Source organism: Pseudomonas sp. CFBP 8772 (genome assembly GCF_014841665.1).
In the GTDB taxonomy this organism is placed as follows: Bacteria; Pseudomonadota; Gammaproteobacteria; order Pseudomonadales; family Pseudomonadaceae; genus Aquipseudomonas; species Aquipseudomonas graminis_B.
Map to the genome: position 1 here is coordinate 382,489 of NZ_JACYUI010000004.1, position 16,502 is coordinate 398,990.

General features: G+C 58.7%; 13 protein-coding genes. 8 read left to right on the top strand and 5 right to left on the bottom strand.

The genetic code is table 11. From position 1 onward, the window contains the following. Window positions 1-70: 70 nt before the first annotated feature. The gene (gene kdgD, locus IFT99_RS11665; RefSeq protein WP_192132402.1) at window positions 71-982 is read right to left on the bottom strand and encodes a 5-dehydro-4-deoxyglucarate dehydratase; all 912 of its coding nucleotides are present in this window, start codon (window positions 980-982) and stop codon (window positions 71-73) included. A 545-nt stretch (window positions 983-1,527) separates the two neighbouring features. Here kdgD and IFT99_RS11670 point away from each other — a divergent pair. The 3 genes from IFT99_RS11670 to IFT99_RS11680 are packed head-to-tail and all read left to right on the top strand — an operon-like array spanning window position 1,528 to window position 2,881. Then, complete coding sequence (locus tag IFT99_RS11670) at window positions 1,528-2,028, top strand: Hcp family type VI secretion system effector (RefSeq protein ID WP_192132404.1); 501 nt, start codon at window positions 1,528-1,530, stop codon at window positions 2,026-2,028. Window positions 2,029-2,054: 26 nt separating this feature from the next. Further along, complete coding sequence (locus IFT99_RS11675) at window positions 2,055-2,585, top strand: DUF2778 domain-containing protein (RefSeq protein WP_192132406.1); 531 nt, start codon at window positions 2,055-2,057, stop codon at window positions 2,583-2,585. Further along, window positions 2,582-2,881 carry a hypothetical protein gene (locus tag IFT99_RS11680; RefSeq protein WP_192132408.1) on the top strand — a complete coding sequence of 100 codons (300 nt, stop codon included), beginning with the start codon at window positions 2,582-2,584 and terminating at the stop codon, window positions 2,879-2,881. The genes IFT99_RS11675 and IFT99_RS11680 overlap by 4 nt, the downstream gene beginning before the upstream one ends. A gap of 65 nt (window positions 2,882-2,946) precedes the next feature. Here the strand turns inward: IFT99_RS11680 and IFT99_RS11685 are convergent, their stop codons facing one another. From IFT99_RS11685 to IFT99_RS11700, 4 genes are all read right to left on the bottom strand, one after another. Further along, a complete protein-coding gene (locus tag IFT99_RS11685; RefSeq protein WP_065990157.1) occupies window positions 2,947-3,696 on the bottom strand; it encodes a FadR/GntR family transcriptional regulator in 750 nt (249 codons plus the stop codon). A gap of 120 nt (window positions 3,697-3,816) precedes the next feature. Then, window positions 3,817-5,553 (bottom strand): ABC transporter ATP-binding protein/permease, encoded by a 1,737-nt coding sequence (locus tag IFT99_RS11690; protein WP_192132410.1) that lies wholly within the window; start codon window positions 5,551-5,553, stop codon window positions 3,817-3,819. 100 nt (window positions 5,554-5,653) lie between these two features. Further along, complete coding sequence (locus IFT99_RS11695) at window positions 5,654-6,214, bottom strand: response regulator transcription factor (protein ID WP_065990162.1); 561 nt, start codon at window positions 6,212-6,214, stop codon at window positions 5,654-5,656. After that, complete coding sequence (locus IFT99_RS11700) at window positions 6,211-7,467, bottom strand: ATP-binding protein (RefSeq protein ID WP_065990166.1); 1,257 nt, start codon at window positions 7,465-7,467, stop codon at window positions 6,211-6,213. The genes IFT99_RS11695 and IFT99_RS11700 overlap by 4 nt, the downstream gene beginning before the upstream one ends. A gap of 207 nt (window positions 7,468-7,674) precedes the next feature. On the opposite strand from IFT99_RS11700, the gene IFT99_RS11705 reads away from it, so the two are divergent. The 5 genes from IFT99_RS11705 to IFT99_RS11725 all read left to right on the top strand — a co-directional run bounded on the left by IFT99_RS11705 (window position 7,675) and on the right by IFT99_RS11725 (window position 16,386). Beyond that, window positions 7,675-8,391 (top strand): SIMPL domain-containing protein, encoded by a 717-nt coding sequence (locus IFT99_RS11705; protein WP_192132412.1) that lies wholly within the window; start codon window positions 7,675-7,677, stop codon window positions 8,389-8,391. 250 nt (window positions 8,392-8,641) lie between these two features. Further along, the gene (locus tag IFT99_RS11710; protein ID WP_192132414.1) at window positions 8,642-10,810 is read left to right on the top strand and encodes an HET-C-related protein; all 2,169 of its coding nucleotides are present in this window, start codon (window positions 8,642-8,644) and stop codon (window positions 10,808-10,810) included. Between the two features lie 112 nt (window positions 10,811-10,922). Then, window positions 10,923-12,521, top strand: a complete 1,599-nt coding sequence (locus IFT99_RS11715; protein ID WP_192132416.1) for an ABC transporter substrate-binding protein — start codon at window positions 10,923-10,925, stop codon at window positions 12,519-12,521. A gap of 283 nt (window positions 12,522-12,804) precedes the next feature. Then, entirely contained in the window at window positions 12,805-14,433 is a 1,629-nt protein-coding gene (locus tag IFT99_RS11720) for an ABC transporter substrate-binding protein (protein ID WP_065990175.1), read from the top strand. 351 nt (window positions 14,434-14,784) lie between these two features. Further along, window positions 14,785-16,386: an ABC transporter substrate-binding protein gene (locus tag IFT99_RS11725; RefSeq protein ID WP_192132418.1), complete on the top strand. Its 1,602-nt coding sequence runs from the start codon at window positions 14,785-14,787 to the stop codon at window positions 16,384-16,386. The last annotated feature ends 116 nt before the right edge of the window (window positions 16,387-16,502 follow it).

Consider the following 16,502-nt stretch of genomic DNA (forward strand, 5'->3'; position numbering starts at 1 on the left):
GGTATCCGTTAGCGAAGCCCCGAGGGCAAAAAACCGCTGATCGCTCAGCGGTTTTGCGGCATCCGGGCGGTTACTGCTTGCCCTGCTTGTCCATCAGAGCAGCCAGCAAGTCCACTTCCTCGGAAGTCAGGTCAGTCAGCGGCGCACGGACCGGACCTGCGTCGTAACCGGCAAGCCTGGCGCCCGCTTTGACGATGCTTACGGCATAGCCGTGTTTGCGGTTGCGGATGTCCAGGTAGGGCAGGAAGAAATCGTCGATCAGCTTGCCGACGGTCTCGTGATCGTCTTTGGCGATGGCGCGGTAGAAGTCCATGGCCATTTTCGGCAGGAAGTTGAACACCGCCGACGAGTAAACCGGCACGCCCAGCGCCTTGTAGGCGGCGGCATAGACTTCTGCGGTGGGCAGACCACCCAGGTACGAGAAGCGGTCGCCCAGACGACGGCGGATCGAAACCATCAGCTCGATATCACCCAGGCCGTCTTTGTAGCCGATCAGGTTAGGGCAGCGCTCGGCCAGCTGTTCCAGCAGTGCAGGCGTCAGGCGGCAGACGTTACGGTTGTAGACGACAACGCCGATCTTGACCGATTTGCAGACCGCTTCAACGTGGAGGGCAACGCCGTCCTGGCTGGCTTCGGTCAGGTAGTGAGGCAACAGCAGCAGGCCTTTGGCACCCAGACGCTCGGCTTCTTGAGCCATCTGAATCGCCTGGCGGGTCGGACCACCGACGCCAGCCAGAATCGGCACTGTGGTTTCGCAGGTGTCGACGGCAGTCTTGATGATTTCGGAATATTCGTCGCCGGTCAGGGAGAAGAACTCACCTGTACCGCCCGCTGCGAAAAGCGCGGAGGCGCCGTAAGGAGCGAGCCATTCCAGACGCTTGATGTAGCCAGCGCGGTGGAAGTCGCCCTGGGCATTGAAATCGGTAACCGGGAAGGAAAGCAGACCGTGAGAGAGGATGGACTTCAGTTCTTGTGGATTCATTATTCGAACACCCTGGGGAGCTATTTTTGTGGATGAAGCACCAGTCCTGCGCTGATGTCGTAAGTCATCGTACAACTGGGAGGGTGATCACTCAATAGCGTTTTGAAATATTTATGCCGGGTGAGGATGAGTGGTGCCTGGCTGCTGTCGCAAGTGGTAACGGTGCCTGATTATCAGATGCCGCAGCCGCCCCAAGGGCTGCGCTAAATGGCGCTGTTTGTAGGAGTGAGCTTGTTCGCGACCTGGCGTGAAGCGGCAGCATCCTTGTGAAGGCGGCATGTCGGAACGAACTGCAGCTTCAGCTTTACGACTGCTGCGCAGCCGATCGCGAGCAAGCTCACTCCTACGGCCTCCGGCCAGAATCAAGCGCTTTCACCGCCCTCTCGGATTATTCCGTAGTCCAGTGATCCAAACGTTGTAGTCCTTCTCTGAAACTGCTCGCGCACCTGCCTGGAAAACCTTCTGCGGGGCGCGGCACGTCGCTAAAGTCATTGCGGTTCAAATTCAAATTCTTAATCACCGCGAACCGCAAGGAACGAAACGAAATGGCAATTGATGCATTTTTAAAAATGGCTGACATCCCGGGTGAGTCACTGGATGCCCAGTTCAAAGACTGGATTGAGATGGAAGACTTTGATGTCGGCGCCAGCCAGTCAGCCTCCGCAACCACGACGAGCTCGGGTGGGGCCAGCAGTGGCCGCGCGAAAATGAGTGATTTGTACTTCCGAAAAGCTGTCGATAAAGCAACACCTAAGCTGCACGAAGCCTGCTGCAGTGGCAGGCACTTCAAAGAAGTGACGATCGCGTTAAATCGGGCGGGCAACGACAAGATCAAATACCTGGAAATAAAGCTTGAGGAAGTGATTGTTTCTTCAGTTTCGCTGAATGGCAACGGCAGCAAAGAAACCGGTTTCCCCACCGAAACAGTCCGCCTGAATTACGCACGGATCAAGATGACCTACATACAGCAGAAGCGCTCCGATGGATCAGGCGGCGGCCAGATAGTCGGGGGCTGGGATGGTGTTGCGAACAAGGTAGACGCGTGAGGCAAACTCGCAGGAGGATGACTGGCATGGCTGGTAAAAATGAGCGGAACCCGAATATTGCTTACTGCACCTATGTGCTTAACGGCGAGCCGCTGAGCGAGTTGACGTGTGAGGGTAGAAGTTACGAAGCGTTTTCCGGAGATGTTGCGACGTACGTTAATAATGCACGCTATCAGGATGTGGTTAAGGAGGGGCCTTTGCCCCTCGGTAGGTATTACATATTAGACCGAGAATCTGGTGGCATGCTGGGCTGGATCAGACAACCAGTTAAAGACGTATTTGCAGGAACTGACAGGAGCGAGTGGTTCAGCCTTTACCGAGACGACGGCCAAGTGGACGACCAGACGACTATCAACAACATTCAGCGAAGTGCGTTCCGGATTCATCCGGTTGGACCACAGGGAATTAGCCAGGGCTGCGTGACAATGACATCGAAGCTGGCATTCGATGAGCTACGTCGATCCTTGAGAAATATGCCAGGGGAAATCTTGCCTAGCACTGGAATCAAATACTTCGGAGTGTTGGATGTGCTGGAAAACTCTCAGGGGGCCAAATGATTAGAGTGCTGGCGATATTCCTGCAAATCGTCTTCATACTTACGCTTTCAATATTACTCGAACGCTGGGTGATGATTGGCGGACCGATGAAATGGATACTTCACACTGAAACCGGGATGAATGCTTATGTATGGCTACTAACGCTCTTCAATTTGGAGGGTCTGGAAGACGGGGAAGACATGCTCATTCTCTTGACGCTCAGCTTGACGCTCATGGTTTCAACGCTGACATGCTTAGCCCTCACCAAAGCCTTGCGAAAATGGAGACGCGCACCGATCGATCAAAACGTCGAATAGCCCAGCCATAACCTTGTTCGATCAAGGGCACCGCAGCGACGCGATCCCCTATCAATCAATCCACATCAAGCCCGCTGCGACTCAGCCTCTTCATGAGCATGGCGCAGGCGTTCGCGGCTGTTGGTCAGGTGCAGTCGCATGGCGGCGCGGGCGGCGTCGGAGTCCTGGCGCGCAATGGCGTCGTAGATTTCCTCGTGCTCTCGGCTCAGGCGGCTCATGTAGTGCTGGTTGTCGTCGTGGGCGAGGCGCGCGGAGTTCAGGCGGGTGCGGGGGATGATGCTCGTGCCCAGGTGATTCATGATGTCGGTGAAGTAGCGGTTACCGGTCGACAGGGCGATCGCCATGTGGAACTGGAAATCGGCGCCGACCGCATCGCTGGCATGGGCCGCGCTTTCGGTGAGTGCGTCGAGGGCGGCGCGCATGTCGGCCAGTTGTTCGGCGGAGCGGCGTTGAGCGGCAAGGCCGGCCGACTCGACTTCAAGGCTGATGCGCAGCTCAAGAATCGCCAGGACATCACGCAAGGTCACGATGGTCGCCGGATCGATACGAAAACCACTCGGGCTTGGCGTGTCGAGGACGAAGGTGCCGATGCCGTGCCGGGTTTCCACCAGCCCGGACGCCTGCAGCCGCGAGATGGCTTCGCGTACGACGGTACGGCTGACCCCCTGCTCTTCCATGATGGCGGACTCGGTGGGCAACTTATCGCCGCGCTTGAGTCCGCCACTACGGATGCGCTCGGAGAGTTCGGTAACCAACTCCTGCGCGAGACTGCGGTGCTTTCGGCGGGCGCGAGGCGGAGCGCTCTGATTTTCCATATCCAACATGCATCTCTAAATACGCTGAACGCTGATGATAGCTCACCAGGTTGTGTGATCACACAACAACCCCGGTGAGGCGCCTTGTTTACGACACTTTATCGCTTCAGCACTCTACGCTCAAAATGCCGTTTCGGTGAGCGGCTGCTCATGCAACTGACCGCCGTCGATGCGCACGTGGCGACGATGGAAGCGCTTGAGGCTGCTGCGGTGGCCGATACTGAGCAAGGTCACGCCCGGCAACTCGTCCAGCAACGCCTGATACAACGCAGCTTCATCCTCCTCGTCCATCGCTGAGGTGGCTTCGTCCAGGTACAACCAGTCCGGCGCGAACAACAGGGCGCGGGCGAACGCGACACGTTGTTGCTCGCCCGGCGACAGCATGCGCTGCCAGTGCTCGGTCTCGTCCAGTCGAGAGATCAGATGACCGAGGCGGCAGGTTTCCAGCACTTCAGCAAAGCGCTCGGCAGGATAGACTTCGGGCGCCTGGGGATAACTTAGCGCCTCCCGCAGCGTGCCGATCGGCAGATACGGTTTTTGCGGCAGGAAGAACGCACGTTTTGCTGGTAACTTCACGGCACCGTGGCCTTCTTTCCACAACCCGCCCATCGCCCGCAGCAGTGTGCTTTTACCGCTCCCGGAGCGGCCGCTGAGCATGACCTTCTCGCCTGCGGCAATGCTGATGTTTGCGTTGTTCAGCAACTGGCGACCGCCGGCGAGGGACAGCGCGAGGCCTTTGAGCTGCAAGGCATCGCTCTCGTGACTGACCTTGATGGCCGGCACGCGCGCTTCGTTTTCGTCCATGGCCTGACGGAAGCTGAGCAGACGATCGCAGGTGGCGCGCCACGACGCGAGCTGGGTGTACGCGTCGATGAACCAGCTGAAGTTCTCCTGCACATTGCCGAACGCCGAGTTGATCTGCATCAGCTCGCCCAGTTCGATCTTGCCAGCGAAATAACGCGGCGCGGCCACGACAAAGGCGAACACGATCGAGATTTGCGAGTAACCGGCCGTAAAGAACGTCAGGCGCTTCTGCACCTTCATGATCGTCCAGAAGTTGCTCCAGACCATGCCGAAGCGCGCGCTAAGGCGCTGATTCTCGTTGGCCTCGCCGTCCGACAGGGCGATGCTTTCGGCGTTCTCGCGAACGCGCATCAGCGAGAAACGCATGTCGGCTTCGTAACGCTGTTGCTGGTTGCTCAGGACGATCAGGCGTTTGCCGATCAGGTGAGTGAGGAAGCTGCCGACGACCGCATAAACAAGAGCGGCCCAGAACATGTAGCCGGGAATGGTGATGCCAAACAGCTCGATGCTGCCGGACACGCCCCACAGAATCACCGAGAACGACACCAGGCTGACCACGGTGCGCAGCAGGCCCAGGCTCAGGCTGAGGGTGTCGGACGTGAAATTGTTGAGGTCTTCGGACAAACGCTGGTCAGGGTTATCGGTGTAACCGCCGTGCTCCAGCCGGTAGTAGTTCTTGTGCGCGAGCCATTTGGCGAAATGCTGCTCGGTCAGCCAGCGACGCCAGCGAATCGTCAACATCTGCGTGAGGTAAAGCCGATACACCGCGCCAAGAATGGCGATAGCGGCAAGGCCGCAGAAATACAAAATCGCGTGGGTAAACGCAGCCAGATCTTTGTTCTGAAGCGAGTTGTAAAAGTCTCTATTCCAACTGTTGAACAGCACAGACAAAAACACGCTAAACAGCGACAGCACGATCACTGCGATCAGCAGCACCCAGGCCATGCCTTTTTCTTCACTGCGCCAGTAAGGCGACACCAGCTTCCAGACCCGGGAAAAGAAACTCCCGTTTACAGCGTCATTGACCCTGGATTCGTCTACATCAAAATTCATGGCAAAAAGCTCGGCAGCGGGCAGTTATAGGCGTTGGCGCCAATGTGCCAGACGCCACAGACGATCTTCCATGAATAAATGTTTAAGAAACTGTCCGTGCTTAACGACGGACCGGGCGCTTCTGCAACTTGCGCTGCAAGGTGCGTCGGTGCATGCCCAGCGCACGGGCGGTGGCGGAGATATTGCCTTCGTGCTCGGTCAACACGCGCTGAATGTGCTCCCACTGCAAGCGGTCCACCGACATCGGGTTTTCCGGCACCAGGGTGTCCAGATCGGCGTGTTCGGACAGCAGCGCTGCCAGCACGTCATCGGCATCGGCGGGTTTGCACAGGTAGTTGCAGGCGCCACGCTTGATCGCTTCGACCGCCGTGGCGATGCTCGAATAACCGGTCAGGATCAGCACGCGCATTTCCGGGTCCAGTTCCAGCAGCTTGGGCAACAGCACCAGCCCCGAGTCGCCTTCCATTTTCAGGTCGACGGCGGCGTAGTCCGGAATGTCCTGCTGCGCGAGGGCCAGGCCCTCGTCAGCGGAACCGGCGGTGCTCACGCGGAAGCCACGGCGCGCCATGGCCCGCGCCATCACGCGGGTGAAGGTGGCATCGTCGTCCACCAGCAGCAGGTGCGGCAGTTCTTCGCCTTCAACCTGGATTTCGTCAGTCATGCTTCATCTCCTCGTGCGTCACGGGGCAGGCGCAGCTCGGTCAGCGTGCCGCCTTCCTCGTGAGGATAGAGTTTCACCGAGCCGCCCGCGCGGGTCACGCTGGCCTTACTCAAGAACAGGCCAAGGCCGAAGCCTTTGCCCTTGGTGGTAAAAAAGGGTTTGCCGATCTGCTCGGCGATGGCCAAAGGAACGCCGGCGCCATGATCGCGGATGCTGATGCGAATCTCGGTGGCGGTCCAGTCCAGATTCACCTCGAGCCCTTCGGCGCAGGCATCGGCGGCATTGTTCAGCAGGTTCAGCAGCGCCTGGGTCAGATCGGGCGGCGGCGCCAGCATCGGCACATCGCCCTGCCCCAGGCGCTGGAAGCGGTAGGTGGCTTCCGGGCGCATCAGGTGCCAGCGGTTGAGCGCCTGATCGAGCCAGTGCGTGACGGTCTGCTCCTGAACCGACAGCCGGCGATTTGCCTCAGCAGCGCGCACCAGTTGCTGCAGCGTCTCTTTGCACAGCTTGACCTGGTCCTGCAGCACCGAAAGATCTTCCTGCAACGCAGGGTCCTTGTGGTGATGCTGCATTTCCTTGAGCAGCACGCTCATGGTCGCCAGCGGCGTGCCGAGTTCATGGGCAGCCCCGGCAGCTTCGGTCGCCACCGCCAGCAATTGCTGGTCGCGCGCGCCTTCTTCCCGGCGCAAGGCACGCATGTGTTCCTGACGGCGCAGCTCTTCGGCCATGCGCGCGGCGAAGAAGGTGATCACCCCGGCCGCCAGCGCAAAGCTCAGCCACATGCCGTAGATCTGCATGTTCTCACGGGCCACGAAGGCATCCAGCGGGAAAAACTTGGCCAGCATCAGGGTGTACAGCGCGAGTGCGATACCCGACAGGATCAGCGAGTAACGCCACGGCAACGTCACCGCGGCGATGGTCAGCGGCACCAGATAGTAAGAAACGAAGGGGTTGGTCGAGCCGCCGGAGAAGTACAGCAGCGCGCTGTGGATAAACAGGTCGAATGCCAGTTGCACGGCGTATTCGAGCTCGGTCACCGGCCACGAGGTGCGCAGGCGGATGGCCGTCAGCAGGCAGACGATCGCCGAAAAACCCAGGGTGATGTCCAGCTGCAGCCAGGGCAGCGGCAGCAGATCGAACAGGTAGGCGAACCCCACCGAGCCGGCCTGCGCACCCAGCACCAGAATACGGATGAAGGTCAGGCGCCAGAGGTTCTGACGGGTAGCGGAAAGCAGTTGCAAGGGGGCGAGCATGAGCTCTCCTGATGAGCGCTCCAGGCGAATCGGAGCGAGTATAACCAATGCGACAACAGTTGCCGTCAAAGTGCGTCAAAGCGCCACATTCATTTGACGCCTATCAGACGGCGCAGGAACAAGCCTACGGGTTCACAGTCTCATGGGCATCCGTCCGCCAAGGGCTTGCCACACGCCTCGGGACGGTTCGCCAAACAAGGAGTTTTTATGTTCAGCCTTCGCCCCACTGCCACATTGTTCACCCTCGGCGCACTCGCGCTGGCCAGCACCCCTGCCCTCGCCGACGACGTTCACTACAACCAGGTTTCGGTCCGTGCCGAGGTCAGCCAGGAAGTGCAGCGCGACCTGATGACCGTCACGCTGTACACCGAAGCGCAGAACACCGATCCCGCCAAACTGGCGGCCGGCGTTACTGAAACCCTGAACAAGGCCCTGGGCGAAGCGCGTCAGGTCAAGGACATCAACATTCGTCAGGGCAGCCGCAACAGCTACCCGGTCTACGACGACAAAGGCCAGAAGATCACCGGCTGGCGTGAGCATGCGGAAATTCGCCTGGAAAGCGCCGACTTTGCCGCCCTGTCGAAGTTGACCGGCGACTTGCTGGGCGGCGACATGAAGATGGGCGGCATGGACTTCTCGATTTCCAACCCCGCGCGCAAGACCAGCGAGGACGCGCTGCTCAAGGACGCCGTCACCGCCTTCCGCGCCCGCGCAAAACTGGTGACCGACGCACTGGGCGGCACCGGCTACAAGCTGGTCAACCTGAACCTCAACACTTCCGGTTTCCCGCAGCCGTACCTGCGCGCGCCGGTCATGATGATGAAGGCCGCGCGTGCCGACGCCGCGCCAACGCCGGATGTCGAAGCCGGCACCAGCCAGGTCAGCGTCGCAGCAGACGGTGTCATCGAAGTCGCTATCCCTTGATGCACGCGGCGGCAGCCGGTGGCTGCCGCTCTTTCCCTCGCACGCTCCCACTTTTTCCGGCCATCCCGTGGCCCCTTCCCCATCAGCGCGCCCCCTGTCTCCTACGCCTCAGGGCGATTCGACCGATTTCCACGCTGGCCGGAATACATAGAATTGTCCCCGGCAACACTCACCCTCAACACGTACCTAAGGCCGCCTGATCCACAGGGCACGGCCGTGCACAGCTAATGATTCAAGGAAGAATCCGATCATGCCTTTTCAAGCTCAACCCCTCATTCCGGTCGACATGACCACCCGCACGTTACGCAGCACGTTCGCACTGGACCTACTGACCCAAGTGGCCGAAAAACTCGCGCCAGATTCTTTCGCCCTGAAGATGAGCAACGTCTTCGGCAACGACATCCCGCCTCACCGCTACACGAATCTGCAGGACAAGCTGCTGGCGGGTGAAGTACACAACCCTGGGGTCCTCCTCTCCCGGGATCTGGGCTTCGAAGCGGACTACGACAACCGCGAGCGGGTCATCCGCGTCGATTGGGCATTTTTCGCTCGCACGACCGCCAATCCGCAGCACTACTGGTGGTTGTTGACGGCACTGCTCCACGAATTCGGTCACCACATCGACAACGTCCTGCGCCGGGAACTGACCGATGAGCACGCGCCAGTGGCAACCGATGCGCCGTTCGAAGAGGGCCATCTGTTTACTTTGTGGTTGACCGAAGCAGCCTCACCGTCGCGAGACGACATGACCTTCGCCACGTATGCCGAAGAGGCCTCCACCGAGCGTCAATACGCGACTTCCTGGAAGCAAGCCTGCGAAGCCATTCGCGACTATCTGGCCTCGACCGATCTGCGCTTCGAGCCATCGCACGTCCATTCCGATCGCGAAGCGTTCGAAGCGGGCACTGACACCAAAGGCAGCACTCACCAGACGATCGAATGGGTGCTGCAGGACTTCAAGCTCAGCCGAATGGAAATCGACGCCGTTTACTTCGGCAACTGGTTACGGGATTACTCTCAGGTCGTTGATCCCAAGATCACCCGCGCGGCGGACATGCCGGGCGAATTCCCGGCGACGCTGTCGCGCGACGCCTGGACCCGTCTGGTCGACGTGCTGGCGGCCAAAAAATTCATCGACCTGAGGATGCGCTACCCGAACGAAATGAAGGTCACGCCGGAGAAGCTGGGTGTCTATCGGCCGACGGAGCACATCGACAATCCGTTGGTCATCAATCCGCCGTTCCCGGACCCGAAAGTGCGTGATCCGGACTTTGAAGCCTGGGTGCTGCCCGGCGACCCATCCCTGGGTGCCGAGCTCGCCACGTCGATGAAGCGCTACATCGGTAATGCGGTCGGCTACATGGAACAGGAGCTGCGGCTGGCCATGAAACACGGCCGTTCCCTCGACGGACTGCGCAGTTTCGGCGCCGCACTGCATGTGGTCGAAGACTTGTTCGCCCATTCGAACTTCGTGGAGCTGAGCCTGATCAAGGCCGGGCATGTCAGGGTTCTGCCGTGGACAACGCCTGTTCACGTCAAATGGAATCTGCCCCTGGTCACAGGCACGTTCGGGGCCACCGACGTGGTCGCCAGTCTGGCAGGCCCCCTGGGCAAAATCCTCTTCTCCACCGAAGAGCTGCAGTTTGAAATCTCCCAGCCGGGTTATCGCTCGGACCGGGACAAAGTGATGCTGATACTGCTGAGCGAGCATCCCGAACAGGCTTACTTCACTGCATTCAACGCGCTGCTCACGGCCAGGGACGGCATGGTGACGCTCGCTCAGGCGGTCGGTGTGGATACGCTCAGGCTCTACCGCTGGCTGCTCAACACCCCGGCAGCCATTTTGATCAATGCTTACAACAGCGCGGCGCAAGGCGTTCTGACCTGGATCGGCAACAGCGTCGACGATGCACAAACGCTGCTGGGCAGCGATCCAAACGAAGATCCAGACATCGAGCCCACCCACTCACAACTCTCCAAGGATCACGCTGAACACCCGCTTCACGATCTGGCGGCGCTGCTTGCCACCGAAGCCGTGCGCAGGGTCGCCCGGTCAATGGTCGATTACTGGGAGGGCAAACCTGGCGCAGACCCGGTCGCTGTGGCATCGGCCTTCTTTTGCCACCCGGCCGACAGCGAGTGGCAATACCCGATCGTCAACGCATGGGCGGCCAGCAACCCGGCGGAAGTGGCGCGCAGTGAATCAAAGAGTGAGCTGGACAGAACCCAGCAGTTGGCGATCGACGAGCTCCGCGCCATTCAGAACACGCTCATCAAGGACAGTCAGAACTACCTGAATGAGGTGCTAAACACCAAGCTGCCAGCGCCGTCACGCCTTCAGAGGTATCTGGAGGAAGGGTTCATGAAGCTGGCGTCCGAAACCACGTGGTGGAAAGACCTGCAGCAAATCATCAAGTAATAAGCTTATGAATTTCCGAGGCTTGTTGCCCGAGTGAGCCGTGCGGCATTCTTGGCTGTCTATCATCCTGTCGATGAATTCAGGCATGAGTGCCGCACTTAATGAGGTTCACATGGACACATCCTTCAAACCCCTGCTCTTGGCAGCGGCTATGGCACTTTGCGTTCCTTCGGTCCAGGCGGCCAGCACCCTCGTGTATTGCTCGGAAGCCAGCCCTGCCGGTTTCGATCCCAGCCAGTACACCAGCGGCACCGAGTTCGATGCGTCAGCAGAGACCGTCTTCAATCGCCTGACCCAGTTCAAGCGCGGCGGCACAGACGTCGAGCCTGGCCTGGCAACCCAATGGGACGTGTCCGACGACGGCTTGACCTACACCTTTCACTTGCGGCCTGGCGTGAAATTCCACACCACGGACTATTTCAAACCGACCCGCGACTTCAACGCCGATGACGTGCTGTTCACCTTCAACCGCCTGCTGAACCCGGATGACCCGTTCCGCAAGGCGTACCCGTCCGAGTCGCCGTACTTCACTGACATGGGCATGAACACCACCATCAAGCAGGTCGAAAAGGTCGACGATCAGACCGTCCGCTTCAAGCTGAACAACATCGATGCCGCGTTCATCCAGAATCTGGCAATGAGCTTCGCCTCGATTCAATCGGCTGAATACGCGGCGCAACTGATCAAGCAGGGCAAGGCTGGCGACATCAACCTGAAGCCGATCGGTACAGGGCCGTTCGTGTTCAAGCGCTATCAGAAAGACGCGCAGATCCGTTACGTCGGCAACACGGAATACTGGAAGCCGGAGGACGTGAAGCTCGACAACCTGATCTTCTCGATCAATACCGACGCCGCCACCCGCCTGCAGAAACTCAAGACCGGCGAATGCCAGATCAGCGGGTATCCGCGCCCGCAGGACATCGAAGAAGCGCAGAAGGACCCGAACCTCAAGGTGCTGAGCCAGGCCGGTTTCAACCTGGGCTTTCTGGCGTACAACGTGACTCATCCCCCGCTCGATCAACTGAAGGTGCGTCAGGCGCTGGACATGGCCATCGACAAGCCGGCCATCATCAAGGCGGTGTACCAGGGCGCCGGGCAGTTGGCACAGAACGCTCTGCCACCGGCGCAGTGGAGCTTTGATCCGAACATCAAGGACGCGCCCCACGATCCGGCAAAAGCGAAGCAGCTGCTCAAGGAGGCGGGCGTTGCACCGGGCACGCAGATCAACTTGTGGGCGATGACCGTGCAGCGCGCGTCCAACCCGAACGCGCGCATGTCGGCGCAGATGATTCAGTCGGACTGGGCGAAGATCGGCATCAAGGCCAACATCGTCAGCTACGAATGGGGCGAGTACATCAAGCGCGCCAAGGCGGGCGAGCATGACGTGATGATCTACGGCTGGACCGGTGACAATGGCGATCCCGATAACTGGCTCGGCGTGCTGTACAGCTGTGGCGCGGTCAAGGGCAGCAACTACGCCAAATGGTGCAACCCCAGCTACGACAAACTGGTGACCCAGGCCAAGCTGACCAGCAACCGCGATGAGCGCATCAAGCTGTACCAGCAGGCGCAGAACATCCTGAAAAAGGACGTGCCGATCACCCCGATCGCCAATTCCAAAGTGTTTCAGCCGATGCGCAAAGAGGTTCAGGATTTCAAACTCAGCCCGTTTGGCCTGACCCCCTTCTACGGCGTCAGCCTGACCAAATAAACAGGACAAACCAACAGCGAAGTAACACTTGATGACCGAAGCGGGTGCAATCGCCACGTTGCGATGCACCCTTTTGGTGCTGCAAAGATATCGATATGCGACACGCAAACGTTCAACAGCGTCAGAAATTACACTTATGCGACATTCGTGTACGTTCGTGCCACTGTTTGTCACCTCGCTGGCGCCAACATCTTGCTTTGGGTATGGCGCCTGCATAAGTATCCGTGGGACAGGCTCAAAAGGCCGTACCCTCAATCAAAAAATGACAACAACTGAGGCCACCATGCTCAAAAAAGCGGTCATTCCGTTTCTTCTCGGCGCAGGTTTGATCGCCAGCGCTCCCTTCGCCCATGCAGCATCGAGTCTGGTGTTCTGCTCCGAAGGCAGCCCTGCTGGTTTCGATCCAGGTCAATACACCACCGGTACCGACTTCGATGCTTCGGCCGAGACCGTTTTCAACCGTTTGAGCCAGTTCGAACGTGGCGGCACCGCTGTCATTCCAGGCCTCGCCACCAGCTGGGACGTTGCCCCGGATGGCCTGACCTACACCTTCCACCTGCGTGAAGGTGTGAAATTCCACACCACGCCGTACTTCAAACCGACGCGTACCTTCAATGCCGATGACGTGCTGTTCACGTTCAACCGCATGATCAACAAGGACGACCCGTTCCGTAAGGCGTACCCGACCGAATTCCCATACTTCACCGACATGGCGATGGACACCAACATCACCAAGATCGAGAAGGTCGACGATCACACCGTCAAAATGACCCTCGGCACCGTCGATGCTGCGTTCATCCAGAACCTGGCGATGAGCTTCGCCTCCATTCAGTCCGCTGAATACGCCGCGCAGTTGCTCAAACAAGGCAAACCGGAAGACATCAACCAGAAGCCGATCGGCACTGGCCCGTTCGTGTTCAAGAGCTACCAGAAAGACTCCAACATCCGCTTCACCGGGAACAAGGACTACTGGAAGCCTGAAGACGTCAAAGTCGACAACCTGATTTTCGCCATCACCACTGACGCCTCGGTTCGTGCGCAGAAGCTGAAGAAAGGCGAATGCCAGATCACCGCCTACCCACGTCCGGCTGACCTCGCTCCGCTGAAGGCTGACCCCGCGCTGAAGATGCCTGATCAGGCCGGCTTCAACCTGGGCTACATCGCCTACAACGTGATGCCGAAGATCAAGGGCGAAGACAAGCCGAACCCGCTGGCTGACCTGAAAGTACGTCAGGCGCTGGACATGGCCGTCGACAAGAAAGCGATCATTGACGCGGTGTATCAGGGCGCAGGCCAACTGGCCACCAACGCCATGCCGCCGACCCAATGGTCCTACGACACCACGATCAAAGATGCACCGTTTGATGTCGCCAAGGCCAAGGACCTGCTCAAGCAGGCGGGCGTGAAGGAAGGTACCGAAATCACCCTCTGGGCGATGCCGGTTCAGCGTCCTTACAACCCGAACGCCAAGCTGATGGCCGAGATGCTCCAGAACGACTGGAAGAAGATCGGCATCAACGCCAAGATTGTGTCCTACGAGTGGGGCGAGTACATCAAGCGCGCCAAGGCGGGCGAAAACGGCGCCATGCTGATTGGCTGGAGCGGCGACAACGGTGACCCGGACAACTGGCTGGGTACTCTGTTTGGCTGTGACGCCCTCAACGGCAACAACTTCGCCAAATGGTGTGACAAGCCGTTCGATACCTTGATCCATCAGGCCAAGGAAACCACCGATCAGGCCAAACGCACCGAGCTGTACAAGCAGGCTCAACATCTGCTCAAAGATGCCGTGCCTATGACCCCCATTGCTCACTCGACTGTTTATCAGCCAATGCGCAAGGAAGTTCAGGACTTCAAGATCAGCCCATTCGGTCTGAACTCGTTCTACGGCGTCAGCGTCAGCGGCAAGTAATACGTCCAGATGACCACTCGGTCGCGTTGCCCCAGGGCGACGCGATCGCGTTGTTATGTGCTCGATCGTTAAATGAAATTGACTATCGTTAGATGCGTAGCGATTGGCGGTTAGCGCCTGTCCGACAGCCCCTGCCTACTTACGATAAGCACTTTTCCTACAAACTTTGAAGCACGCGTAACTATGGACTGTGGGGCGCCAGAGACATACCTTCTGACAAGCCGCAAATACAGTCCGTTGTCTATCTTGAACAGTGAGATGTATCAGGCGTTGATTCTCCATTTGCGCAAACGATTGCCATGGATTGCGCAGGCATTGCCATTCAATGCGCCTCTCACGATAAGGAATATCATGCGTCCAACTATCGTTATGCCGTCACTTATTGCCGCTGGACTCCTGGCTATGACGCCCGTTGTTCAGGCGGCCAGCAAAAGCCTGGTCTTCTGTTCGGAAGGCAGCCCGGCCGGGTTTGATATTGGCCAGTACACCTCCGGTACTGACAACGATGCCGCCGAGCCGATCTACAACCGTCTCGCCGAGTTCGCACGCGGCGAGACCAGCGTCGTGCCTGCTCTCGCAACGAGCTGGGACATCTCCCCTGACAACCTGACCTACACGTTCCATCTGCGCGAAGGGGTCAAGTTCCACAGCAACAAGCTCTTCACGCCCACGCGCGATTTCAATGCCGACGACGTGCTGTTCACCTTCAATCGCATGCTGCACAAGGACCATCCATTCCGCGTGGCGTATCCGACGGAGTTCCCGTTCTTCACCAGCATGGGCCTGGACAAAAACATCAAGTCGGTGGAAAAGACCGACCCAATGACCGTGGTGTTCACGCTCAACAACGTTGATGCGGCATTCATCCAGAATGTTTCGATGAACTTTGCGTCCATTCTGTCTGCTGAATACGCTGACAAACTGATGGCCTCGGGTGATGTGCGCGACATTAACCAGGCGCCCATTGGCACCGGCCCGTTTGTGTTTCAGCGCTATCAAAAAGATTCGCAAATTCGCTACGTGAAAAACAAACAGTTCTGGGACCCGAGTCGGGTCAAGATTGATCAGTTGATCTTTGCGATCAATACAGATGCGTCGGTGCGGGTTCAAAAACTCAAAAAGAACGAGTGTCAGGTCACTTTGAATCCACGCCCGGCGGACGTTGAATCGATCAAAGAGGACAAGAACCTGAGGGTCATCGAAAAGCCTGGGTTCAATCTCGGATACATTACCTACAACGTCCGCCACGCCCCGCTGGACAACTTGCAGGTTCGCCAGGCGCTGGACATGGCGGTGGATAAAAAAGCGATCATCGAGGCGGTGTACCAGGGCGCCGGGCAACTGGCCCAGAACGCCATGCCACCGACGCAGTGGTCTTACGACGACACGGTCAAGGACGCGCCCTACAACCCGGAAAAAGCCCGCGAGTTGCTGCGCGCCGCCGGCGTCAAGGAAGGCACCGAACTGACCCTCTGGGCGATGCCGGTCCAGCGCCCCTACAACCCCAACGCCAAGCTGATGGCCCAGATGCTCCAGGCCGACTGGGCCAAGGTGGGCATCAAGGCGACCATCGTCAGTTACGAGTGGGGCGAATACCTCAAGCGCAGCAAGAACGGCGAGCATGACATTTCGCTGATCGGCTGGACCGGCGACAACGGCGATCCGGACAACTGGATGGGCACGCTCTACAGCTGCGCGTCCATCGGCGGCAATAATTACTCGATGTGGTGCGACGAGAAATACGACGCCCTGGTCAAGGCCGCCGTCTCGAACACCAACAAAGACCAGCGGATCGCGCTGTACAAACAAGCTCAGCATTACCTGAAAGAACAGGTGCCCATTACGCCGATTGCCCACTCGACGGTGATTCAGCCGATGCGCAAGGAAGTGCAAGGTTTCCTGGTGAGCCCGTTCAACCGCAACAACTTCTCGGGCGTCAGCATCGCCGACTGATTCAAAAACATGCCTGGGGGCGCAACCACGCCCTTTGGCATTGCTTTATCCGCGTTTCGCCGGATAGGCAAGAAAATGGCCCATGGGGCCGCACCACCGAGCGGGCTACACCATAA